Origin of the sequence: Actinomadura sp. 3N407 (assembly GCF_052245875.1) — a bacterium.
Classification (GTDB): domain Bacteria; phylum Actinomycetota; class Actinomycetes; order Streptosporangiales; family Streptosporangiaceae; genus Spirillospora.
Window position 1 is genome coordinate 1 of the sequence record NZ_JBQQBP010000043.1, and the last position, 22,764, is coordinate 22,764.

General features: G+C 68.3%; 22 protein-coding genes and 3 pseudogenes. 11 read left to right on the top strand and 14 right to left on the bottom strand.

Translation table 11 applies throughout. The features are described 5' to 3' along the window. The 3 genes from ACTWPP_RS44230 to ACTWPP_RS44240 form a co-directional block, all read right to left on the bottom strand. Window positions 1–191 (bottom strand): hypothetical protein (locus ACTWPP_RS44230; protein WP_443110482.1); only part of this gene is annotated, 191 nt, incomplete at its 3' end. 458 nt (window positions 192–649) lie between these two features. Further along, window positions 650–1,684 (bottom strand): CNNM domain-containing protein, encoded by a 1,035-nt coding sequence (locus tag ACTWPP_RS44235; RefSeq protein WP_443110483.1) that lies wholly within the window; start codon window positions 1,682–1,684, stop codon window positions 650–652. Beyond that, complete coding sequence (locus tag ACTWPP_RS44240) at window positions 1,677–3,044, bottom strand: hemolysin family protein (protein ID WP_443110484.1); 1,368 nt, start codon at window positions 3,042–3,044, stop codon at window positions 1,677–1,679. Before ACTWPP_RS44240 ends, ACTWPP_RS44235 begins: the two co-directional genes overlap by 8 nt. Window positions 3,045–4,955: 1,911 nt before the next feature. Between ACTWPP_RS44240 and ACTWPP_RS44245 the strand changes: the two genes are divergently transcribed. From ACTWPP_RS44245 to ACTWPP_RS44255, 3 genes are read left to right on the top strand one after another with little or no spacing between them, the layout of a single operon-like run. Then, window positions 4,956–5,504 (top strand): TetR/AcrR family transcriptional regulator, encoded by a 549-nt coding sequence (locus ACTWPP_RS44245; protein WP_443110485.1) that lies wholly within the window; start codon window positions 4,956–4,958, stop codon window positions 5,502–5,504. Continuing rightward, on the top strand, window positions 5,501–6,220 hold the full coding sequence (locus ACTWPP_RS44250) for an ABC transporter ATP-binding protein (RefSeq protein ID WP_443110486.1): 720 nt from the start codon (window positions 5,501–5,503) through the stop codon (window positions 6,218–6,220). Before ACTWPP_RS44245 ends, ACTWPP_RS44250 begins: the two co-directional genes overlap by 4 nt. Beyond that, window positions 6,217–6,951, top strand: a complete 735-nt coding sequence (locus tag ACTWPP_RS44255) for an ABC transporter permease (protein ID WP_443110487.1) — start codon at window positions 6,217–6,219, stop codon at window positions 6,949–6,951. The genes ACTWPP_RS44250 and ACTWPP_RS44255 overlap by 4 nt, the downstream gene beginning before the upstream one ends. 168 nt (window positions 6,952–7,119) lie before the next feature. Here the strand turns inward: ACTWPP_RS44255 and ACTWPP_RS44260 are convergent, their stop codons facing one another. The 6 genes and pseudogenes from ACTWPP_RS44260 to ACTWPP_RS44285 all read right to left on the bottom strand — a co-directional run bounded on the left by ACTWPP_RS44260 (window position 7,120) and on the right by ACTWPP_RS44285 (window position 11,562). After that, window positions 7,120–7,761, bottom strand: a complete 642-nt coding sequence (locus tag ACTWPP_RS44260) for an ABC transporter permease subunit (RefSeq protein ID WP_443110488.1) — start codon at window positions 7,759–7,761, stop codon at window positions 7,120–7,122. Between the two features lie 211 nt (window positions 7,762–7,972). Next, on the bottom strand, window positions 7,973–9,199 hold the full coding sequence (locus ACTWPP_RS44265) for an NAD(P)/FAD-dependent oxidoreductase (RefSeq protein ID WP_443110489.1): 1,227 nt from the start codon (window positions 9,197–9,199) through the stop codon (window positions 7,973–7,975). 4 nt (window positions 9,200–9,203) lie between these two features. Further along, window positions 9,204–9,263 (bottom strand): annotated as a pseudogene (locus ACTWPP_RS44270) (hypothetical protein); the annotation flags it as partial. Window positions 9,264–9,349: 86 nt separating this feature from the next. Further along, the gene (locus ACTWPP_RS44275) at window positions 9,350–9,694 is read right to left on the bottom strand and encodes a hypothetical protein (protein ID WP_443110490.1); all 345 of its coding nucleotides are present in this window, start codon (window positions 9,692–9,694) and stop codon (window positions 9,350–9,352) included. A gap of 588 nt (window positions 9,695–10,282) precedes the next feature. Further along, a complete protein-coding gene (locus ACTWPP_RS44280; RefSeq protein ID WP_443110491.1) occupies window positions 10,283–10,726 on the bottom strand; it encodes a nitroreductase family deazaflavin-dependent oxidoreductase in 444 nt (147 codons plus the stop codon). Beyond that, window positions 10,723–11,562, bottom strand: a complete 840-nt coding sequence (locus tag ACTWPP_RS44285) for an SDR family NAD(P)-dependent oxidoreductase (RefSeq protein ID WP_443110492.1) — start codon at window positions 11,560–11,562, stop codon at window positions 10,723–10,725. The genes ACTWPP_RS44280 and ACTWPP_RS44285 overlap by 4 nt, the downstream gene beginning before the upstream one ends. 54 nt (window positions 11,563–11,616) lie before the next feature. Here ACTWPP_RS44285 and ACTWPP_RS44290 point away from each other — a divergent pair, with 54 nt between their 5' ends. Together ACTWPP_RS44290 and ACTWPP_RS44295 are read left to right on the top strand one after the other, a co-directional pair. Next, complete coding sequence (locus ACTWPP_RS44290; protein ID WP_443110493.1) at window positions 11,617–12,192, top strand: TetR/AcrR family transcriptional regulator; 576 nt, start codon at window positions 11,617–11,619, stop codon at window positions 12,190–12,192. 528 nt (window positions 12,193–12,720) lie between these two features. After that, window positions 12,721–14,877, top strand: coding sequence for a HelD family protein (locus ACTWPP_RS44295; protein ID WP_443110494.1), 2,157 nt, complete (start codon window positions 12,721–12,723; stop codon window positions 14,875–14,877). 248 nt (window positions 14,878–15,125) lie between these two features. On the opposite strand, the gene ACTWPP_RS44300 is transcribed toward ACTWPP_RS44295, so the two are convergent. Next, complete coding sequence (locus tag ACTWPP_RS44300) at window positions 15,126–15,530, bottom strand: MerR family transcriptional regulator (protein WP_443110495.1); 405 nt, start codon at window positions 15,528–15,530, stop codon at window positions 15,126–15,128. Window positions 15,531–15,612: 82 nt separating this feature from the next. On the opposite strand from ACTWPP_RS44300, the gene ACTWPP_RS44305 reads away from it, so the two are divergent. After that, window positions 15,613–15,786, top strand: a complete 174-nt coding sequence (locus tag ACTWPP_RS44305) for a hypothetical protein (protein ID WP_443110496.1) — start codon at window positions 15,613–15,615, stop codon at window positions 15,784–15,786. Window positions 15,787–15,830: 44 nt separating this feature from the next. Further along, a pseudogene (locus tag ACTWPP_RS44310) lies at window positions 15,831–16,043 on the top strand (hypothetical protein); the annotation flags it as partial. Window positions 16,044–16,392: 349 nt separating this feature from the next. Here the strand turns inward: ACTWPP_RS44310 and ACTWPP_RS44315 are convergent. Next, window positions 16,393–17,166, bottom strand: a complete 774-nt coding sequence (locus ACTWPP_RS44315) for a PP2C family protein-serine/threonine phosphatase (protein WP_443110497.1) — start codon at window positions 17,164–17,166, stop codon at window positions 16,393–16,395. 431 nt (window positions 17,167–17,597) lie between these two features. Here ACTWPP_RS44315 and ACTWPP_RS44320 point away from each other — a divergent pair, with 431 nt between their 5' ends. Together ACTWPP_RS44320 and ACTWPP_RS44325 are read left to right on the top strand one after the other, a co-directional pair. Next, on the top strand, window positions 17,598–18,068 hold the full coding sequence (locus tag ACTWPP_RS44320) for a MerR family transcriptional regulator (protein WP_443110498.1): 471 nt from the start codon (window positions 17,598–17,600) through the stop codon (window positions 18,066–18,068). After that, on the top strand, window positions 18,065–19,672 hold the full coding sequence (locus ACTWPP_RS44325; RefSeq protein WP_443110499.1) for a peptide chain release factor 3: 1,608 nt from the start codon (window positions 18,065–18,067) through the stop codon (window positions 19,670–19,672). The genes ACTWPP_RS44320 and ACTWPP_RS44325 overlap by 4 nt, the downstream gene beginning before the upstream one ends. A gap of 72 nt (window positions 19,673–19,744) precedes the next feature. Here the strand turns inward: ACTWPP_RS44325 and ACTWPP_RS44330 are convergent, their stop codons facing one another. Beyond that, entirely contained in the window at window positions 19,745–19,978 is a 234-nt protein-coding gene (locus tag ACTWPP_RS44330; RefSeq protein ID WP_443110500.1) for a hypothetical protein, read from the bottom strand. A gap of 416 nt (window positions 19,979–20,394) precedes the next feature. Between ACTWPP_RS44330 and ACTWPP_RS44335 the strand changes: the two genes are divergently transcribed. Both ACTWPP_RS44335 and ACTWPP_RS44340 read left to right on the top strand, forming a co-directional pair. Beyond that, the gene (locus ACTWPP_RS44335; protein ID WP_443110501.1) at window positions 20,395–21,123 is read left to right on the top strand and encodes a hypothetical protein; all 729 of its coding nucleotides are present in this window, start codon (window positions 20,395–20,397) and stop codon (window positions 21,121–21,123) included. Window positions 21,124–21,453: 330 nt separating this feature from the next. Continuing rightward, a complete protein-coding gene (locus ACTWPP_RS44340) occupies window positions 21,454–21,663 on the top strand; it encodes a DUF2795 domain-containing protein (protein ID WP_443110502.1) in 210 nt (69 codons plus the stop codon). Window positions 21,664–21,923: 260 nt separating this feature from the next. On the opposite strand, the gene ACTWPP_RS44345 is transcribed toward ACTWPP_RS44340, so the two are convergent. Further along, complete coding sequence (locus ACTWPP_RS44345; RefSeq protein ID WP_443110503.1) at window positions 21,924–22,331, bottom strand: MerR family transcriptional regulator; 408 nt, start codon at window positions 22,329–22,331, stop codon at window positions 21,924–21,926. 26 nt (window positions 22,332–22,357) lie between these two features. Beyond that, window positions 22,358–22,764 (bottom strand): annotated as a pseudogene (locus ACTWPP_RS44350) (RNase J family beta-CASP ribonuclease); the annotation flags it as partial.

Here is a 22,764-nt window from a genome sequence, read left to right on the forward strand (position 1 = left end):
AGCTCATGAAGGCTCCTCGGGTTCGGACATGCACTCGCCGAACGCACGTTGTCGCTCGTCGGCGACGACAACCATGGTGTGGCCCCGCAGGCGATTTCCATGCTACAGCCGCGCATTCCTGCGGCGGCGACGATGGCGGTGCCGTCACGACCCCTGGTGCGATCGGCATCGGCACCGATGGACTTGAGCACATTGGAATCACCCCGGGTCCAACAAGTCGGCCGCCGGGCGACCGGACGTCCGGAACGGACACGCTCGACCAGCAGACGACGGCCGTAGCCTCAGGTGATCGGGGCGGCAGCGGTGCTGGCCAGCCTCATCGCCGTCATCGTCGCCGTGCTCGGCGCAGTCATCCCCGGCGCCTCTACCGCAGGGCCAGAGACGAGTATGAAATCGGCTGGCACCTTCTTACCGCCGTGGGGAAGGTCGAGCTTCGACCACAGACGCGGATCCGGCCCCGGGATCAGCTCGGGCCGCAACCACGCCGGAGCAGCCGGGCCCATGCAGTTCCTCTCCGGCACCTGGACGGCCTTGCCCCACCGCGCACCGATGCCCGGCACCGGCCGGAACAACCCGCGTCACGGATGCTGAAAGCCGCCCGGTAGCTCGATCACACCGTGATCGGTCTTTCCTCGCACCGACCCACCGTTCATCCGGTGGCGTGACCGGCGTTCGCGGTTGTTCCTTGGCGGGGGAAGAGGCGGCGGAGCATGTCGGTGATGGTGACGACTCCCCGGACTTCACCGTCTTCGGTGACGAGCGCGAGCTGGTTGCCGGACTCCCGCATCTGGGTCAGTGCCGTGTAGACGGGGGTGTCAGCCGGGAGGCGGTACGCAGGACGTGTCAGCGACGTGATGGCGGCGTTGTCAGGTTCGGTGAGGGTGTCGCGTACGTGCACCACTCTCCAGTCGGTTCCGGGACCGATCACGAGGATGCGCAAGTGGCTCGAAGCCAGGGCCGCGGCCTGGACGTCGGCGACGGTGGCATCCGCGGCGACTGCCGTGAGCGCGGCACCGGGCTTGATGAGCTCGGCGACCATGAGGTCCTGCAGGTCGAGCGCGCCCGAGAGCTGGGCGGAGTAGCCGGCGTCCAGAGCGCCGACGTTCGCGGAGTGCTCAAGGAGGTGACGCAGGGCAGCCGGGTCCTGTCCCGAGGCGACCTGGTCGGCGGCCTCCACGCCGACCTTCCGCAGGCACCAGTTGGCCGCCTCATTCAACGCGTTCAGCAGAGGCCTGGTCGCCCACATGAACGCGCGCATTGGAAGCGCCAGCAACGTCGCCGACTTCTCCGGATGGGCGATGGCCCAGGACTTGGGCGCCATCTCTCCAACCACCAAGTGCAGGAACGTCACGATGACCAGGGCAACCACGAAGCCGACGACGTCCGCCAGCCATAGAGCCAGGCCCCAGGTCTCGAAGAGTGGTGTCAGCCAGTGGTGGACGGCCGGTTTGGTGATCGCACCGAGTGCCAGCGTGCACACGGTGATCCCGAGCTGGGACCCGGCCAGGAGCACGGTCAGCTCGGACGAGCTGCGCAAGGCCGCCCGCGCGGATCCGCTCCTCGGCGCCGCGTCTTCCAGCCGGTGCCGCTTGGCTGCGATCAACGCGAATTCGACCGCGACGAAGAACGCGCTGAGCGCGATGATCGCGACGGTCGCGGCGAGAACGACCCACGGATCATCCATGGCCGTGCTCCTCTCCGGGGACCGTCACCCGCAGCCGGATGGACGAAGGCACGTGCTTATCGACCTCCAAGACCTCCGCGTTCACGAACCGGGCGGGCGGTTCGTCGGCATGCGCGAGGTCGGCGGGGTCGGGCGGGAGCTCGATGTCGAGGGTGGTGCCGACCTCGGGCAGCGCTCCGTACTCGGCGATCACCAGTCCGGCGATGGTCTCGTAGTCCCCGTCGGGCAGCCGGTGGTCGATCGTCCGCTCGACCTCGTCGATGTGGAAGTCGCCGGGGATGATCCAGGCGTCACCGGCCGCGGTGGCGGTGGCTTCGTGCTCGTCAACGTCGTGCTCGTCGGTGATCTCACCGACGAGTTCTTCGGCGAGGTCCTCCAGTGTCAGGATCCCGGCGAAGCCGCCGAACTCATCGACGACGCAGGCGAGTTCGTCGCGTCCGGCGGCCAGAGCGTCCAGCGCGGTGGGCAGTGTCATCAGGGTCGGCAGCACCGTCGGAGGACGCATGATCGTCGATACCGGCCGGGCCGAGTCGGCCGCGTCCAGGACGTCGTCCAGATGCACCACACCCACGACGCGCTCCTCCTCGTCCAGGACGGGGTAGCGGGAATGGCCTGTGCTCATCGCCCGCCGGACCACGCCGATCGGGGTGGTGCCGTCGACGGTGTCGACCCGTGAGCGCGAAATCATCGCGTGCTCGACGTCCCGGCGCGGGAAGTCCAGAATCCGGTCTAGCAGGATCGACAGGTCAGGGGGCAGGTCCCCGCTGCGGCGCGAGTCGGCGACGATGTGGGCCAGGTCGCGTTCGGTGGCCGAATGCTCCACGTCATGGACGGGCTCGATCCGCAGCGCTCGCAGCAGCAGGTTGGAGGACTGGTCGAACACCCACACCAGCCAGCCGAACACCTTCAAGTAGATCAGCGTGGACCGGGCCAGCCACCGGGCCACCGGCTCGGGACGGGCGATCGCCAGGTTCTTGGGGAACAGTTCGCCGAACAGCATCTGCACGAGCGTGGAGAAGGCCAGCGCCAGAACGGTCCCGATCGCCACCCCGGTCGCCGTCGAGACGCCCGCCGCGCCGACGACTTCGCCGAGGGCACTGCCGATCGTCGGTTCGGCGATGTACCCGACGAGCAGGCCTGTGACCGTGATGCCCAGTTGGGCCCCCGAAAGCATGAAAGAGGTGCGCCGGGTCACCGCCAGGGCTCGACCGGCCGCCTTGTCGCCACCGCCCGCCCGAGCGCCCAGCCGCGAGGGATCCACCGCCATGAATGCGAACTCCTGGGCGACGAAGTACCCCGTCACGGCGGTGATCGCCAGGACGACCACCACCCCCAGCAGCAGGGACAGCGCAGTGATCACCGGCCCTCCGGCCTCACGTCGACGCGGGTGGCCGCCCTGTTGGATCTATCGGATTTCATGTCTCTCTCTGGTCAGACCAATCGTCCATACAACGCCGAAGCGATCACGGGGTTCCCGGACACCCCTGAGCAGCTAGAACGGCGACCCAAGGCCTCCGGCAGGACTGACCACGACATTGACCGACGCTCACGACGCCCTACCGGCGGACTCAGGAGCCAAGCCGACGTCCAGCCCTTCGCTACGACGAGTGTAGTAAGAGCCGCGCTGAAGTCAGATCGCACCTCCACAACTTCCCCTAACGGCGACGGAGCCATCACAGTACTGGCCCCATCTACTACATCAGTAATAATTGAGTGCGGCATCGAGTACGCAACACACATGCCTCCCTGCGGCGTCAGGTTTCGTCCTCCCGCCAGGGAGCACACCGGACCGGCACCACGGGCCGCATCCTTGGTCCCCAATGAGTTTCCAGAATTTCCAGGCACTGCTACCCGCATGCGAAGGGGCCACCGTGCGCCGGCGGCGTGCCCGGTGTGCAGGACCGGGCCGCCCGGCCGCACCGGGCGGCCCGGCTGCCGGGTACTCCAAGGCGGGCCGACAGGCTGCGCCCGACGCGCCGTCGCCGAGCCCGCCGCGCTGTCCGACCGGACGCCAGGGACGCCTACATTCCGGTCGCTCCCAACCACGAGCGGGACGACGTTCCGGCCGTACGTCGCCCTGAGACCACTGGACAATAGGAAGAGGTCTTCCTATGTGGTGGTCATGCCTCGTCGCAAGCCTGGAACCTTGCTGCCGTTGGAGACCGAGATTCTGGAGGCGGCGCTCCTACCGGTGGGCTCGCCACACCCACCCGAACAAGCCGAGACGCTGGGTCGTGGACAGGTATTTCGGCAAGTTCAACAAGTTCAGGAACGATCGATGGGTGTTCAGGGACCGAGACCCCGGCGCCTGTCTGCCTAGTTCGCCTGGACCAACATCATCCGGCACGTCTTGGTCGTGGGCGCGGCATCCCCCGACCGGTCCCGCCCAGGCTGACTATTGGGCCGCGCGGCGCAAGCAAATCAAACCTCCAGTCGAGAGGTATACGTTGCGGCTGCTCACCAGGCAGGACGCACGTTGCCCGCTCTGCGGGGACCATCTGCTGACCGTCGAGCAACCACCCCAATCCCCCACCAGTGGGAACGGTGGTGGCTCCAGGTCGTCAAGCGCGCGATCGTCGCCGACTATCTCGTGCATCACGGCCGACTCGGCTCACCGAACGATGACCACACCTGTCTCGTTCACGCCTCCTGCCACCACGGGCACCGCGCCCGCCAACGCAGGAGCACAGCAAACCTGAATCGCCCTTCAGGGCTTGCCGCGACGAGTGGCACGCACGGTTCTGAGGGGCCCCGGTGCAGCAATGCACCGGAGCTACCCGGCGAGAAGACCGCCGGATCGCTACGACGGCCTCGGCGAGTTCGCCGGCCTGGTCCTCGGTTGGTCCATCTGGGTTGAGCGCCGATCGGCAACGGGGCCCGGTTCACCGCGCTCAGGGCCGCTACCAGCGCTCCTGAACGGGGCTTGGCAACGTGGGTGAACGCATCGCCGACGAACACAAAGAGTCACCAACATCACCCACAGCTACTTTGGGTCTGGTGACACGGACCCGAGCGGGGCCCCACCTACGGCCGGTTCAGCGACGTCCGCGATGGCATTTGGGGTCCACCGGGACAGGAGGATACCGATGATCAGGCCTGCCGCCGCGCCGATGTAGGGCGCCGGGTAGAACAAGAACAGGCCCTTCCACCCGTTGGTATCGGTCACCTCTATCCCGCCCCAGCCAGCGATCAAACACCACCGTCGCCAGCGCGTCCATCAGACGACCGTGACCCATAGTGTTAGTGACTAACTTTCGTTAGTGTCCAACAAGTGGGATTGAGGGAAACGAAACGCGACCGGACGCGCCGGACGATCCAGGAGCAGGCCATGCACCTGTTCCTGGAACGCGGTTTCGACACGACCACGGTCGCCGAGGTGGCCGAGGCCGCCGACGTGTCCGCCATGACGGTGTTCCGGCACTTCCCCACCAAGGAGCACCTGGTCCTGCAGGACGAGTACGACCCGGTGATCGCCGACCGCATCCGGCACCGGCCGGCCGATGAACCGCTCCTGCGCCGGATCGCCCTGAGCATCCTGGACGGCCTCGCCGAACTGCCTCCCGACCCGCGCCTGCTGCTCGCCCGCACCCGGCTGATCCTGCACACCCCCGCGCTGCGGGCCCGGCTCTGGGAGAACAACCACGCCACCCAGCAGGCCATCGCCGACGCCCTTCCCGACGAGGACCCCTTCGAGGTGCACGTCGCCGCGAGCGCCTGCCTGGCCGCCGCCACCACCGCGATGACCCACTGGGCCGAGGCCGACGACCGTCCCGACCTGCGCACCGTGATGGCCGAGGCCCTGGAGGTGCTCCTCCGATGATCGAGACACACGCCCTCACCAAGCGCTACCGGCACACGACCGCCGTGGACGGGCTCGGCCTGCGCGTCGAGCCCGGACAGGTTTACGGCTTCCTCGGCCTCAACGGCGCGGGCAAGTCCACCACGATCCGGATGCTGCTCGGCATGACCCGCCCGACAAGCGGCACGGTGCGCCTCTTCGGCCGGAACGAGCCGGACTGGAGACGGGTCGGGTACCTCGTCGACGGCGCCCACGCTTATCCCGGCCTCACCGTCCGCGAGAACCTCGAGATCACTCGCCGCCTACGCCGCGAACCCGACCGCGACGCCGCCGACCGCGTCACCGACCTGTTCGGCCTGACCCCCTACCGCGACCGGCGCGCCGGAACCCTGTCCCAAGGAAACGCCCAGCGCCTCGGGTTGGCCAAGGCCGTCCTGCACCGTCCCGACCTGCTCGTCCTGGACGAACCGGCCAACGGCCTCGACCCCGTCGGCATCGTGGAACTGCGCGGCATCCTGCGGCACCTCGCCCACCAGGACGGCACGACGATCCTGGTCTCCAGCCACATCCTCGCCGAGGTCGCCCGCACCGCCGACCGCATCGGCATCATCGACCAGGGCCGCATGCTGACCGAGTTCCCCGCCACCGACCTGCCCCGCTGCACCTGCGGCGCCGAAGACCTGGAGGACGTCTTCCTGCGCCTGCTCACCGACAACCGGCAGGAGCCGGCGTCATGAGCGCCGCACTCCGGACCGAGACCATCAAGTTCCTGCGGTCCCGCGCCCCCTGCGCCACCCTCACGGCGATCCTGCTCCCGGTGGCGCTCGCCGCCCTGTTCGCCGTGGCCTCCGACACCCCGCGCCTGGGCGCCAAGTCCCGGGCCTTGGGCATCACCCCGGACTGGCCCGGCTTCCACACCGCCCTCATGCAGATTGACGCCGCGGGCGGATTCCTGCTTTTCGGCATCCTGGTCACCTGGATGTTCGGCCGCGAGTTCAGCGACCGCACCGTCCTGGACCTGCTCGCCCTCCCCACCTCCCGCACCGCGATCATACTGGCCAAATTCACCGTCACCACGGCCTGGCTGCTCCTGCTCGCCGCCCTCCAGACCGCGGCCTGGCTCGCGACCGGAACCCTGCTCGGCCTGCCCGGCACCGCACACCAGGGACTACCTGACCTGCTTCTGCTGCTCGGCCTCACCATCGCCCTCACGCTCCCGGTCGCCCTCGCCGCCAGTGCGGGCCGCGGCTACCTCCCCGGTATCGCGGCGACCATCGCGCTCCTGGTCTCCGGCGTCTCCGCCGCCACCCTCGGCGCATCAGCATGGTTCCCGTGGGCGGTCCCCGCCACAGCCAGCGGCCTCACCGGTGCAGCGTCCCTCCCGCTCACCGGCCTGACCATCGCCGCCGCGACGGCCGCGACAGGCATCGCCGCCACAGCACTCTGGTGGCGCCAAGCCGACCATTAGGACGGTGGAACGATCGACCCGTCTGCAACCCACGCCTGATCACAGCCACACCGGCGGCCGGGAGAACGGCGGGGCGACGGCGCAGGCCCGGCTGGGCATGTGCCAGCGTCCGGGCTGTCGGATGACCAGTGTCGGCAGGAGGTGGTGTCGGTTTTCAGCGGCCAGGTTTCAGCGGCTGAGGTCGCGGTCAACGAACCGCCAGCTTCCGAGGCCGATGAGCAGAACGGTGACGACGGCCAGGACGGCAGCGTCGGCGAACTGGAGCCCGCTCTTGAGCGGTGCGCCGCCGATGTAGTGGGGAACGGGGTGAGGTGGTGCAGCCAGTCGGCCCCGATCTGAGGGGCGAAGCCATTGACCGCGTAGGCCAGCACGCCCGCCCCGGCGGTGATGCCGAACACGGTGCCCGGCTTTTGCCGGTGGCCACGCCGATACCAGGGGCCAGCGCTCCGAACACCAGTGCGAGCAGCGCCAGGTTGGCGGCCTGGGCGGTGACGCCGGCCACGGAGATCGAGTCCAGTTTCGCGCTGGAGCGGACGGCAGCATCGCGCCGAGTACCATGGCGGCGATCAGCAGTGCGCCGGTCGCGAGCGCGGTGAAGCGGTGCAGCAGCAGCCGGGCGCGGCCGATGGGGTGGGCCAGCAGCAGGTCCAGGTAACCCGATTCCTCATCGGCGGAGATCATGCGGGCGCCGGTGGCGGCGCCGTAGAAGGTGGCCAGCAGCGGCACCAGCAGTCCGAACACCGGACCCTGCAGGTAGCCGGCGGCCGAGGTCATGTCGTCGAAGCCGAAGCCGCGCATCGCCTCGGGCACGTTGCCGGCGGTGTCGGCGGTGATCTACGGGTAGAAGCTCGCGTACGTCATGGCCAGCAGGCCGGTCGCCAGTGCCCACACGGTGAAGATGCGCCTGTTGTCGAACAGTTTCTTGGTGAACATCGTGCCGCCGACGCGCCGGCGGATCCTGAGGTGCCGGGCAGGGCGTTAGTCATGTCACATCCGTGGAAATGCGTGGGAAAAGCCGGGGTCAGGCGACGTGGCCGCATGCGGCAGCGTTGACGGACTCGTCGGCGGAATATTCGCCGGTGTTGTAGGCGTGGAACAGCTCCACCAGATCCTGCGTGTCGGCGCGAAGCCCGCTCACGGTGTGCCGGGCGCGGCCTACGGCCAGCCGGTGCCTGTCGAAGGCCGGCGTCATCCGATACAGCGGGCCGACGGTGGTCTCGGTGACCTCGTCGAAGCGCTCGGCCAGCTTCGCGGGCTCGTCCGGGCCGGTCTCGCGGAGCACGTCGCGCAGCGCGCATGCGCGCAGCAGCCCGATCGACGCGCCCCGTCCGAGCGAGGGACTGGTGCACGCCCACGCGTCTCCGACGGCGAGCAGGCCGGTCGCCGCCGGGTAGTCGTCGACGACGTATCTGCGGTAGCGGTCCTCAATACCGGCGATCACCCACTCGCCGGTCAGCGGCTCGCCCGCATCCCAGTGCGCGACGGTGGGGAACATGCCTAGCGCTCGCTCCCATGCCACCCGTTCGCGCAGCGTGCGCAACCGCCGGTCGCGGGACGAGGCGATGAAGGCCACGGCCCAGGTGTCGTTGTCGCACGGGAGCGTAAGGATCGACACGCCCTCGAAGTGCTGCAGAGGCGTCCCCAGAGCCTCGGGAGTGCCTTCGTTTCGCGCGCGGAAGTGGCGGGCGTAGTAGACGAACACGGAGTCCTCCCGCTCCTCGGCGGGACGCCGGCCGCCGACCGCGTCCAGCATGCCCGGCAGTGGCGACCGGCGGCCGGTCGCGTCGACGACGAGACCGGCGCGGATCGCCCGCCCTCGGCCCGCCATGACCCCGGCGATATGCGGCATCCCCGGAACCAGCGGCCTCCCGGTGACCAGGCCGGTCACGGGGACGCCCCGGAGGACTCGCACGCCCGGGACGCGTTCCGCGACCGCGGCCATCGCGGCCTCCAGCGTCGGGCGCCGTGCCGTCACCGTCGCGAAGCGCCCGTCGCCCTCGCGGCCGCCGCCCGTCAACGCGGCGGGCACCATCCCGACCACGTTGACGCGGGCGCCGCCCATGGCCTCGAGTTCCTTGACCACCTCCGGCAGTTCCCGCTCCATCTCCGCGCGCCACCGCGGCAGCATGAAGTGCGGTTGCCGGAACTGGTTGAGCCCCGGCCTCTCCCAGTCGTCCCACACCCTGTCCGCACCGGCGCCCGGGCTCGGCGAAGTCGCGTTCCAGAACGGTGACGTGGTGCCCTTCACGAGCGAGCAACATCGCGGTCGTCAGGCCGTTGAGACCCGCCCCCAGCACCAGTACGTCCGGCATGGTGACCACCTCCCGATCGGATCGATGCGGGAAGCATCCGGCGCCGGGGTGTTCACCCTCCAGGTCGGTCCTTGCTCAATCAGTGCTCAATCGGCGCCCGGATCGGCGTCTGCGCTCGGCCCGGCGTCCCGGACGGCATTGAGGCGGGAGTCCAGTCGTATCTCGCCGATCTCGACCGCCCACAGCAGGTCGGTCAGGCGCTCCATGGCCCTGACCAGGTGGCGCCGGTAGGTGGAGAAGGGCAGATCGAGCACCTCGGCCGCCGCCTCCTGCGTCGGCGCGGCGCGCACGAAGGTGCGGTCGAGGACCCGGCCCAGCGTCTCGCCGCGGGCCTCGCGGCCGACCTGCCCGATCGCGCCGAGCAGCGTGCCGCGGAGGCGATCGACGCTCGCCCCCTCGAACCCGTCGGCCAGCGCCGACAGTCTCCGCACGTCCGGTCGCCCCCGGGCCAAGGCACGGACCAGACGTCCACCCGCCATTGGGCGCAGTCAGGATAACCGCGAGATCACCGGATCCAACCCCGATGGGTCCGCTATCGGCCGGGAGAGCACCGTGCCTGCACCCCCGCTCCGATCGGCGGACATCCGTCCCGTGCAGCCTGCAGAAGCCCCGGGTCCGGCCGCGTTCTGGTGGCTTCGCCGATCAGGTCCGGCTCACTGCTGCATACAGGTCAGGACGGCGGCTCACCGTTCGCGGTGGTAGAGCCGCATTGTTACGGGCGCGAATACCGCGGTGATACCCGTGCAGGTCAGGAATACGGTGCCGACCTGGGCCGCGACCGGACCGAACACCCGCGCTCGACCGCCGGTGGGGCGTACCAAAGTCGCCAACATGCGGATCGTCGGGGCGGCCCGGACGGACTGAGCGGGTCCGAGCGGGAGGAGCCGGCGTGGCTGCGTCGGCAGAAGGCCGAGGCGCCGTGGCCGGTCGTGCAGCCGGATCGGTGGCAGTCCGGCGTCCACAGGCAACTGTTCGAACTGCTCGGCACTACGGGGAACGACTCTGGGGACGGCGGTGGGTCACTCGCGGGGTTCGATGAGGAAGATGGGGTGACGGTCGGCCTCTTGTTGGAACACCGATGGATCGTCGTGGCCGGTGGCATCGAAGGCGTCGCGGACGAACGGCACGAGGCCGAATCTGCGGCGGTAGGCACGCAGGATCTCGGGTTTGGTGTTGTCGTCGATCTCGCGGAGCCGGACCCGGCGGAACCGTCGGCCGCGGCCGAGTTCGGCTGCGCTGTGGGCGCGGACGTTGTGGACCCAGTGGGTGTCACCGAATGGGGCGACCAGCCACTGGCGGCCGTCGCGGTGGTACAGGGCGACGGGGACGGTGCGTGGCAGGCCGCTGCGGCGGCCGCGGGTGCGCAGCAGCACCACCGGGCCCATCGGCAGGCCCCAGGTGAGCAGCCGGTGAGGGATGCGGCTGAACCGGGTCACCCGGTGCGGCAGGCCGGTGCTCGTCATGAGCGCGTCCGAGCCATGGCCGAGTCGTGCCGGGCCTGTTCGCGTTCGGCCAGGTTGCGCGCGGCCTGGCCGAGCATCCGGCCGTTCATCCGCACCGAGCGTGAGCGGGGCACCAGCCGGGTCATCAGGCGCATCATCCGGCCCGGGACGTGCAAAGGGCGGCCTTTGAGCAGGGCCGCCACGGCCTCGCCCACGGCGGCGTCGGCCGACTGGGGACGGATCGGAAGGGCGGCGCGATCGAGCCCGAAGGCATCGATGATCGGGGTGTCGACGTTGCCCGGCAGCAGCACGGTGACATCGACGCCGGCGGGTGCCAGTTCGTGGTGCAGGGCCTCGCCGAGGTTGAGCACGTAGGCCTTGGCCGCGCTCTCATGGGCCATGTTCGGCAGCCCGTGCACGGCTCCCAGCGCCGACACCAGCACGATGCCGCCGTGTCCCCGGTCGACGAACCGCCGTCCGAAGGCGTGAACCAGATCCAGATGCGCGATGGCGTTGAGGGTGAAGCGGCGGTGCAGGTCCTCCAGGGCCTGGTCCAGCAGCGGCCCGGGACGGCCACCGCCGGCGTTGGAGATCAGGAGCCCGACGTCGAGGTCGGCGGTCGCCTCGGCCAGGGCCGAGGCCGCCTGCGGGGTACTGAGGTCGACGGTCACCACCCGGCAGTCGACGCCGTGGGCCAGCGACAACCTGTCGCCGAGCACCTGGAGCCGGTCGGTCGAGCGGGCCGCCAACACTAGATCCAGACCTGCCGTGGCGAGGTGTTCGGCGAAGGCCTCGCCGATGCCGGATGAGGCTCCGGTGACGACCGCCCACCGGCCATAGGATGTAATTTCAACCATGATTTAGACTGTAATCTGGATTGGAATCCAGATCAAGGGGTTAGGCTGCCCGGTGTGAAGAGCCCACCGTCCGATCTGGCCACCCGTCTGCTGGATGTCGCCGAGCAGGTGCTGCGCACCGACCCGCCGCCCCGGCTGGAGGACGTCGCCCGGCTGGTGGGGGCCTCACGGGCCACGCTGTACTACTACTTCTCCGGCCGGGACGACCTGCTGGTCTTCATGCTGACCGCACATGCCCGGCAGGGGGCCGAGGCGATACGCGCCCAGGTGAACCCCGACGAACCCCCGCGAGCACGGCTGCGAGCGATGGTGGCCGCCATGGTCGACTACCTCGGGCACCGCCCTGGAATCTGCGCCGGTCTGCTCGGAGCTCTGGGCCAAACCGACCGGATGAGCGAGGTCATGCAGGCCAACGACACCTGGATCACCGCTCCCCTACGGGAACTGCTCACCGACGGCCGCAACGCCGGCGCCTTCACCGCCGACGACACCGCCGATGCCGCCAACGCCATCATCGGCGCCGTGCTGCTCGGCGTCCTGGGCCGCTCGATGACCGGGGCCGACGCCACCGACGCCCAATTCCAGCAACAGCTGACCCGACAGGCGGTTCGAGGTGTCCTCGAAAGCTGAGCGGCAACACGCCGCCCAGCAAGCGGACGCACCTGCAGGGAACAGCCGTCCCCAGCCATGGGCGATATCAAGTGCCGTTCAACACCCGTAGCGCCAGAGGTCACCGACCTCCAAGCCCAGATCGGCGCTGCCCTCGCAGACGACAACCCACAACTGCTCGACACCTATGGCGTCGGCCCCGACGCCGCCGCAGCGCTGGGACCAGTGCACCCGTAACTACATCGACCGGCGCACCGCTGAAGGCAAACCCGACGCGAGGCCATCCGGTGTCTCAAGCGATACATCGCTCGTGAGATCGACCACCTCATCACCTACCCACCCCGCGCGACGGCCCCCAGCCGCGGCTTGGCGTCCATAGGGGCATCAGATCCCGGAGGTGCGGTGACCGTCACACACCTTCCGTTACCCTACTCTTACGTGACAGTAGATTATTCGGTGCGTCGGACTGCCAGCGACCAGACCGGCAGCCCGACGCACCGTCGACTGCATACGTCGTGACCCTTGAGGCGAATCAGAACGGAGATGGCGTTGACCGACGCGCAGGCACGAGACGAAGAATACGAGCACCGGCGCCTCGCCAGGACGGTGCATTTGCTGACGAACGAGCTGAAGCGTTTCACCGACTCCGTCGACGGGTCTGCCAGAAATGTCAAGGAGCAGAAGGAGTACATGTGGGAGAGCTGGCGTGACATGGACGCCGCGGAGAAGGCCAACCACCGCACCGAGGTGAACATGGCGGTCGCCCTCGGCGACCATGCAGTGCAGGCCAGAAAGCGCATGGAACGCTTGCTGAACTCTCCCTACTTCGGGCGCGTCGACTTCTGCAGGAGAAGCGACGAGGAGGCCACGGCTCACTACATCGGTGTACACCATCTTCTGGACCCCGAGACCCAGGAAATTGTGATCCACGACTGGCGGGCCCCCGTGTCCAGCCTCTTCTATGACTTCGAATCGGGGGAGGCCTTCTTCAAGGCCCCCGAAGGCATCGTCCACGGCGAAATCACGGGTAAGCGCCAATACAAGATCCAGGGTGGGCGCCTCGAGTACATGTTCGACAGCGCGCTCAACATCGGTGACGACGTCTTGCAGCGGGAGCTGAGCCAGTCCGCCGATGACAAGATGAAGAACATCGTTGCGACCATCCAGCGGGAACAGAACGCTGTGATCCGCAACGAGACGGCACAGGTGCTGATCCTGCAGGGTGTGGCGGGCTCCGGCAAAACGTCGATCGCGCTGCACCGGGTGGCATTCCTGCTCTATCGCTTCAAAGACACCCTCACGTCCGACAACGTCATGATCCTCTCCCCCAACAAGGTTTTCGGCGACTACATCGCCGACGTGCTTCCCGAACTGGGTGAGGAGCAGACCGCGGAGATCGACTTCGACAGGATCGCCAGCGGTTTCCTCGCGAAGGTAACCGACTACGAAACGTTCAGCGAACAGGTGGTCAAGCTGCTTGACCACGTCGATGAAGCGGCGGCCGAGCGCATCCGCTACAAGGCGACACCCGAATTCGTCGCCCGCCTCGACGCATGGATCACCTCGCTCGTGGACGAGGAGTTCACTCCCAGGCCGATCGAGCAGAAGAACAAACGGCTCTCTGGCGAATGGGTCGCGGACGCCTTCAAGGAGGCACAGGCCCTTCCACTCTTCCTGCGCCTGGAGCGCGTGGCCTACACCGCTGCTCGCCTGCTCAAGAACGAGGTACTGGACAGAGGCGGCAAGTGGACGGCCGCTGACACCAGCGGAGTCCGCCGACAGGTCAGCGCCATGTTCCCCTATAAGGACGCGCTCACCATGTACAAAGCGTTCTATCAGGACCCTGCGCGTCGCGGCCTGTTCAAGCCGGCCGGCCGGAACAAGATCGAGTACACCGATGTGTTCCCGCTGATCTACACCATCATCAGCACGTCCCGCTATGAGAGCTATGGACACATCCGCCACCTCCTGGTGGACGAGATGCAGGACTACACATCCATTCAGTATGCCGTGCTGCGCAAGCTCTTCTCCTGCAAGATGACGATCCTCGGAGACTCCAACCAGTCGGTCAACCCGTTCAGCTCCTCGTCACTGTCAACGATCCGCCAAACCTTCCCGGAGGCCGACTGCCTGGAGTTGCGCAAGAGCTACCGCTCCACGACCGAGATCACGGAGTTCACACAGAACATTTCCAGGAATGAAAAGCTCATCCCGATCGAGCGCCACGGGCTGCCACCACAGATCATCTCCTGCACGCACCAACGTGACCAGGAGGCACAGATCCTGGCCCTCATCGAACGGTACGAGCGCAGCGATCACAACTCACTGGGCATCATCTGCAAGACCGTCGCCCAGGCGGAAGCACTCTCTGTCTCCTTGTCAGAGGCCGGAGTCCAGTTGACCTTTATCGATTACGACAGCAAGGCATTCGCCACCGGTATCATCATCACCTCGGCACACATCGCCAAGGGACTGGAGTTCGACACCGTGATCGTCCCGCACGTGGAGGACACGAACTACGCCAACGAGGTGGACAGGTGCATGCTCTACATCGCAGGCACCAGGGCCATGCACGAACTCCACCTGACCCACGAGGGGCGCCTCTCACGCTTCCTGGAGTTCGCGCAGGAATCCAGCCGTCTCGGCAACGATCACGCCGAGGCGGCGGAGATCCTCGATCGCGCGGCGGGCGCACGACTGAGCTGATCCTGTCTCTGCCGAAAACCTCATCCGTGCAGGTCATGCGGCATTCTGGTACTCGTAGCGGATCCGCCGGGGCGTTGGTTTCGACGTGTGTCCAGGCGGGTGATCTGTTCGACGGCGCCCAAGGAATGCCGAGCTGCTGGTGCTGCGCCGTGAGGGGCGCGGACGGAATGCACCCGTTCATGGACCGGTGGCTCAAACCCTGGACACGTGCCGCCCACCGGGCGCGGTGCAGCCAGCAGTCGATTGCCTCAGCCTGCTGGGCGGTGTTTGCGGAGTTCTGTGGAGAGCTCGGCGGAGAACTGGTCGGCGTCCGACAGGCGGGCGCGGATCTTCTCGCAGCGTTCCTCGACCAGGGAGCGGTAGACGGTCAGGCGTTTGGCGAGGTCGGTGCGGGCGGCGTCGCCGGTGTCGGGAGACTGGAGCCGGTCCAGGATGTCCAGCAGGTCGCGCATCTCTTCGAGGGTGAAGTCGAGCGGTTTCATCCTCTTGACGACCAGGAGGCGGGTGACGTCGTCGTCGGTGTAGAGCCGGAAGCCGCCTTGGGAGCGCGCCGCGGGCAGGGCGAGGCCGACCTCTTCGTAGTGGCGGATGGTGCGCAGGCTCAGGCCGGTCCGGTCGGCGACCTCGCCGATCTGCATGTGCCTGCCGTCCATCGGGCTCCTCCTCACGCCACCGGCCTGCCCTGCCGGGGGCGGATGATCCATATCGTCGGTCAAGCTTGCCATCATCTGCCTCGTGGCGCGGCCGGGGCTGCGCCGCGGTGCCGCGGGCGCCGGGAATGGCTGCTCGGGAACCCAGTTCGACCCGGTCATGGTCGAGGCGTTCCTGCGTGCCCTTGAGTCGTGCGGCTGGGAGAGCGAAGCAGAGCTGCGGGAAGCGGCCGGGAGTGCAGCACGTCCAGGGACGTGACCGCCCGGGTGAGGACGAGGTGAAGCCGCTAGCCGCCCGACGGCAAGCTGGCCACGTCGGAGACCGGCCTGGTCGGCCGCACGGTCGCCGAGGACGTCGTCGACGGGACGGTCATCTTCCCGGCCGACACCGGCCTGTCCGACGCGGTCGTGTCGCGCCTGGTCGAGGCGGGCGTGGACAAGGTCCGTACCCGCAGCGTCCTGGTCTGCGAGGCCGAGATCGGTGTCTGCGCCGCCTGCTACGGCCGTTCGCTGGCCGGCGACGGTCACCGGCCTGGTGGCTTCGACCGCGCCGTTGCCCACTGACCTGCGGGGTACGAGGTCGTCCCGGGCAGGCGAAGCGGACACACACCGCCTTCCTCGCCCCGAAATATGCCTCTTGTAAGAGGAGAGCGGGCGCCCCGACGGTTGGCTCGGGCGCCTGACGAGACGTTGACGCTGGCCACGGTGACGTTGTCGTCGATCTCAGCGGAGCCGTGCACGAGCGCTAAGAGTTGCGCAGCTGGTGGGCGAGGCGGGAGGGCTACATCGTGGAAAAGCTTGAGCACCGCGTTAGGGCACTCACAAACGCCCTAGACCGGCTCCAAGCCACGTGCGGCCTGGATCTTCAATGGTGATCTGCGAGGTTTTCGACGGCTCCGGCGCGGGTTTCCCGCTGCTGTGCGTCCTGGGGTGTGCCGGGGGTGTCGTGTACGTCGGCGACGACGCAGGTGACGTTGTCGGGTGCCCCTCGCAGGTAGGCCGCGTTGATCAGTTCCTGGACGGCCGTCGCGGGGTCGGCGCAGCCGGTGAGGAGTTGCTGCACCTTGTCCTCGGCCACGGTGCCCGAGAGGCCGTCCGAACAGAGCAGGTACCGGTCTGCGGGCTGCACGTCATGCATGGACAGGTCCGGTTTCGCGGCGCTGATCGCGTCGAGCGCCCTGGTGAGCACGGAGCGGTGCGTGTGATGGGCCGCCTGCTCGGCGGTGATGTAGCCGTCCTGCACCAGGGTGTGCACCATCGTGTGGTCGACGGTGAGCTGGTGAAGTTCTCCCGAGCGCAGCAGGTAGGCGCGGGAGTCCCCGATGTGGGCGAGTGCGATCCGCCTTCGGTCGAGCAGTATCGCGGTGAGCGTGGTCCCCATGCTCGCCAGGGCGGGTGTACGGGTGACGTTCTCCCGCAGTTCTCGTCCAGCGGCTTCGAGGGCCTGTTCCAGGGCGGCCATGGGCATGGTGTCGAGGGACCGGTCCATGCGGGCCAGGCAGTTGATCGCGATGGAACTGGCCACATCACCCCCGGCGTGACCGCCCATGCCGTCGGCGACCGCCAGCAGACGGTCGCTCGCCGACGCCGAGTCCTGGTTGGTCTGCCCGCCGCAGTCCGACGTCGGATCCGGCGGCATGCCTGAAGGTGAACATCTCGCGCCTTTCCGGCCTGTACGGGCGTGTGCCCTGGTGGGGAGGCGACAGGATCCGGAGTGGACCAGGCCGGCCGTTCATCGTTTTCGCTTTCCATCGAACGCGGTCTCTACTCTAACGTCATAGAAGGGTTGTGGTCAGTGCGCCCGCCCCGAATGCGAACCGTCGCGCACGGCGTTCAGCGCGTCATCTCTGGCCAGACGCTGTACGTGGCTTGGCCGTGTCGGCGACGGTCCGCAGCCTCGGAGATCGGTACGGGCGTATGTGGATGTCCCCGCGCCGCCGCGAGCACGCCCTGCAGGCGGCGGCGCGAGAACCGCGCACGATCGGCGAGTGTGCCTCCGGCCGATCCCGCACCCAAGGTACTCTAACGTAAGGTTAGATTAGCTGCGAACGGTCGTCAGGTGGTGGGCGGATGCAGATCGGCGAGGTGGCCGAGCGGACGGGGTTGTCGCTGCGCACGATCCGTTATTACGAGGAGGTCGGGCTGGTGACGCCGTCCGCGCGCACGCGCGGCGGTTTCCGCGTCTACAGCGAGGCTGATGCGGCGCGGCTCGAACTGGTCAAGCGGATGAAGTCACTGGAGTTCACGCTTGAAGAGACGCGGTTGCTGTGCACCGTGCTGAGTGACCTCGCCGCCGAGCCGGCACCGCAGGAGCGGCGGGAGTTGGTCGACAGGCTGAGCACCTGGTGCCAGGAGATCGACTGGCGGTGCGCGCTGCTGCGTGAGCGTCTGCAGATCGCCGAGGGCCTGGTCACCAATCTTGATCGTGAACTGTCGGCCCGGACGGAATCGGAGCAGGCGGCGCTGGAATGTCCGCCGGCCGCCTCCGCTTGGCCGTCCGGATGGACCGGTGAGGCCGAGTACGAGAGGGAGCGGCGGTGAGCGGCGGGACGGGCACGGCGCAGGACGTGGCGGCGGAGGCGGCGCGGCGGCGGACGTTCGCGGTGATCAGTCACCCGGACGCGGGCAAGTCGACGCTGACCGAGGCGCTGGCGTTGCACGCGGCGGCGATCGAGCAGGCCGGGGCGGTGCACGGCAAGGCCGGGCGGCAGGGCGTGCGGTCGGACTGGATGGACATGGAGCGGTCCCGCGGCATCTCCATCACCTCCTCGGTACTGCGGTTCGAGTATGACGGCGCGCTGCTGAACCTGCTGGACACCCCGGGCCACGCGGACTTCTCCGAGGACACCTACCGGGTGCTGGCGGCCGTGGACGGGGCGATCATGCTGCTGGACTCGGCCAAGGGCCTGGAGGCGCAGACGCTCAAGCTGTTCGACGTGTGCCGCCATCGCGGCATCCCGGTGATCACGTTCGTGAACAAGTGGGACCGGCCCGGCCGTGAGCCCCTGGAGCTGCTGGACGAGGTCGAGCAGCGCATCGGGCTGCGTCCGGCACCGCTGAACTGGCCGGTCGGCATCGCCGGGGACTTCCGCGGCCTGATCGACCGCGCCGAGGGCTCGTTTACCCGGTTCCGCCGCACGCCCGGCGGCGCCACCCGCGCGATCGCCGAACACGTCACCGCCGAGGAAGCCGCCGAACAGGAAGGCGAGACGTGGGAGACCGCGGTCGAGGAACTGGCGCTGCTGGAGGAGATCGGCGCCACCCTCGACATGGACGCCTTCGCCGCCGGAACCTGCACCCCCGTGCTGTTCGGGGCCGCCCTGCCCAACTTCGGGGTGGGCGCGCTGCTGGAGACGGTGTGCCGCCTGGCGCCGGCGCCCTCGGCCCGCGCGGACGACGAAGGTAGGGAGCGGCCGGTGTCGGCGCCGTTCTCCGGGCAGGTGTTCAAGGTGCAGGCCGGGATGGACAAGGCCCACCGCGACCGGCTGGCCTTCGTCCGCGTCTGCTCGGGCCGGTTCGAGCGCGGGATGTCGCTGACCCATGCCCCGACCGGACGCCCTTTGGCGACCAAGTACGCCCAGACCGTGTTCGGCCGTGACCGCTCGACGCTGGACGCCGCCTATCCGGGGGACGTGCTCGGGCTGCCGAACGCATCCGGCCTGACCGTGGGCGACACCCTGTACGCCAAGACCCCGGTGACCTTCCCGCCGATCCCGGCGTTCGCCCCCGAACATTTCATGGTGGCGCGGGTTACCGACAACAGCCGGGCCAAGCAGTTCCGCCGCGGCATCGAGCAGCTCGACAGCGAAGGCGTGGTCCAGGTGCTGCGCAGCGACCTGCGCGGTGACCAGGCACCGGTGCTGGCCGCCGTCGGGCCGCTGCAGTTCGACGTCGTCACCGCCCGGATGGCCGACGAGTTCAACGCACCGGTCGAACTGGCCCGGCTCGACTACTCCACCGCCCGCATCACCGACAAGGAATCCGCCGAGACGCTGAACGGGCGACGCGGCGTCGAGGTCCTCACCCGCTCCCTGGACGGCTCGCTCATCGCGGTGTTCGTTGACAAGTGGCGCCTGCGCGCCATCGAACGCGAACACCCCGGCGTCACCCTCACCCCGATGCTCGCCGCAGGCGTCCCCGACTGAGCACAGACCTCATTGCGACGTTCGCATGGTCGCCAGTGCTCTCGTCTCGCCCACTGGCGGCACAGACCTCGGTCAGCGGTGCTGGCCTTGGTCGATGCGGTGACGAAGGAGTTGCTTGGCACGCTGGGCGTTCTTCCTGTCGTCGGCCTGAACTTCGCGGAAGAAGTCGGCTGCCGTCTGGTCGCCGTTGTCCTCGGCGTCCTTGATGTACTGCTCTAGTGTGTCGGCTTCCTGCAGGGTGTGGTAGAGCACGCTCACGATGTCGTAGTGCTCATCCCGGGTGGCGGTTGCGGCTTCGGCTGCCATCGTTCCTCCCTCGAAGCGTGGTGGTTCGTACGTGCGGCGTTACCCACGCGAAGCCGACATAAATGCCGATTCTGTAAAAACTACCCTTACGTGAGAGTGATCTCTGCTCGGTCTCTGCGAGGGCTCGAAGGAGGCGGTGCGCATCAACTCCGCCGTGTACGCGCTCGTTTTGGGCGTTCCTGGACCGACCCTGGCGCTGGTGGGCACCACAGGTGCTGACTCTATTCTTACGTTAGAGTAGGATTGGCGGGTAGGTGGTGGCCCGGACCAAGGGCCCTGACGCCTCGCCGCAAGGCTCGTTCACCGCATCCACGAGAACGCCGGGGCTCGCCCGGATGGCTCCGCGAATGGCCTTGTCGCAGAGTCCGACGTTGGTGCGAGTCACTCGTCCCATGACACCCCTTCCAGGAGGTCTGATGACCACTCGCGCTCTGTCGGCTACCACCCTGATCTGGCTGAGCGAACATGCTCTTCGCAGCTCGGACGCTGCGGGTGCCGGGGACGGGGTGATCGGCATCGTCCGCGGTTACGACAAGGCCAGCCGCTCGCGCGGTACACAGTTGCGCCGCCAATGTGCCGCCCTCGGTTTGGCCACCATCGACATCCCGCCGGTCCTGCGGCACAGAACCACGCTGCCGGACCTACGGCGAATCACGGCCTCGGTGTCCCTGCTCGTCGACGTCATGGGCCACGGCGGGGACGGGCGGCGCATGGCCGCGCTGCTTGCACGTCCCCTGCTCAGCGGCGACACCCACGTGACCACGGAGGTCCCTGTCATCGGCATCGAAGAGGACTCCGACCTCGTCGACGTGGCGCTCAAGACCGTGGAACTGCGGCCGCTCCACGACGATTCCCGTGTTCGGATGTGTCTTGACGGCCGATGGGTCGACCCCGCACCGGGGGCCAATGTGCGCATCACGCTCACCCGGAGCCCGACCTGGCGGCTTCAGTGCACGATCGACGAAGGCTCGACCAGCACCTCCGTCGAGGGGACGGCCCTGACCCTCCGACCATCCTGGGGAACCTATGTCCTGGGTCGTGACGAACAGCCCATCTCCGACCTCAGCGACCCGATCCAGATGGCGCCGCTCCTGCAGCGGCTGACTCTGGTGCCGCCTCGACGCGGTACTGCGCTCGCCGGCTGACCACCGGCAACCGTGGTTCGGCGCAGCAACCCTCTCTCTTAGGACAGCCGACTCTCGGATGCCGAACAGGCCTGGGAGCCGACACAGCCAGGGCCGCCCCTGCATACCGGAGCTGCCTGCCGAACCACCCATCGGAGATTACTCTTACGTTAGAGTAGATATCGGCGGAGGACCCCCTCGTCCGCCTCCGGTGTCCCGCGGTGCCGGCTCCCCCCCGAGCCCGGCACCGCGGTGACGCCACCATCGAGATCCAACACAGAGCGGCCCGAACCGGATGCAGTCGCGCCCAGTCGCATCCCAGATCGCACAGCGGAGAGAATCACCATGGTCGTGACGCGTCTTGAGATCGCCGAGACCATCGACAGCGTGTTCGGAGACGGCCCGGTATCACGGGACCAGATCATCACTGCGGCCCACAATGCCGGGGCCCGGCCGGACGTCCTGGCCGCGTTGGAGCGGTTGCCGGAGCGATCGTTCCCGCATCTGCGGGAGCTGTGGCAGCACCTGCCGGACCTGCCGGTCAGCACCTCCAACGGCTGACGGCAGGAACACCGCACGCGACGCCCACGTCTGGGACGCCTCCACCGTCGCCGCCCTCGACGCCGTCACCACCAAGTACGAACGGCGCGGCAAGACCGTCGAGATCGTCGGGCTCAACGAGCACAGCGCCCGCATGCACGACACCCTCAGCGGCGAACTCACCGCAAGCCACTGACGGGGAGCCCGGCCACGTCCGCGCAGAGCGAAGCCCCGGCGCCGTCCCGCAGGCGCCGGGGCCTCAGCGTCGTTGGGCAGGCGCCTCAGCGCCGGTCCGAGTCCTGGCGCCGCTGGGCGATCTCGGTGTCCAGCGCGGCGGTGAACTCGCGGGCCTGCTGGAGCTCCTCGGCCAGCCGGGCCGCCCGGAGCCGGGCCGCTTCCAGGTACATCTCGCTGCGCTCCAGCAGGTGGCCGCGCTGGTCCGAGATCTCGGGATCCTCCAGGATTTCGAGTGTGGCGAGCAGGTCCCGGACCTCACTGAGAGTGAAGCCCATCGGGCGGATCCGCCGCAGCAGCGAAAGCCGGGCCACGTCTTCCTCGGAGTACAGCGCCCCGGTGTCGGTGGGGACCGAGGGAATGACCAGGTGAAGCCGCGCGTAATGCCGGATGGTCCGCAGGCTCAGTTCCGTACGTGCCATCACCTCGCCGACGTCCATGCCCTCAGCGATCACCGCTCAGTCCTCCATCGAAGTACCGGTCAGATGTCGATCACCCTGGTGAGGACCATCGGCCGCCGCCGGAACCGCGCGCCGGCCCAGCCGCTGACCCTGCGGCGCAGCAGCTGCTGAAGCTGGCCCGCCTCGCTGATGCCGTCGGCCGCCGCGGCGGCGAGGACCTCGTGGATGACCGGTTCCAGGGCATCGAGTTCCTCGTCGGGGATGCCCGCGCCCCGTGCGTGGATCTGCGGGGCCACGGCGAGCTTGCCGGTGGTCGCGTCCACCACGAGGAACACCGACAGGAAACCTTCGTCTCCGAGGACTCGCCGGTCCTTGAGGGAGAACTCGGTGACCTCGCCGACCGACAGGCCGTCCACGTAGACGTAGCTGCACGGCACCTTGCCGGTGATCTCGGCCACGCCGTCGACCAAGTCGACCACGACGCCGT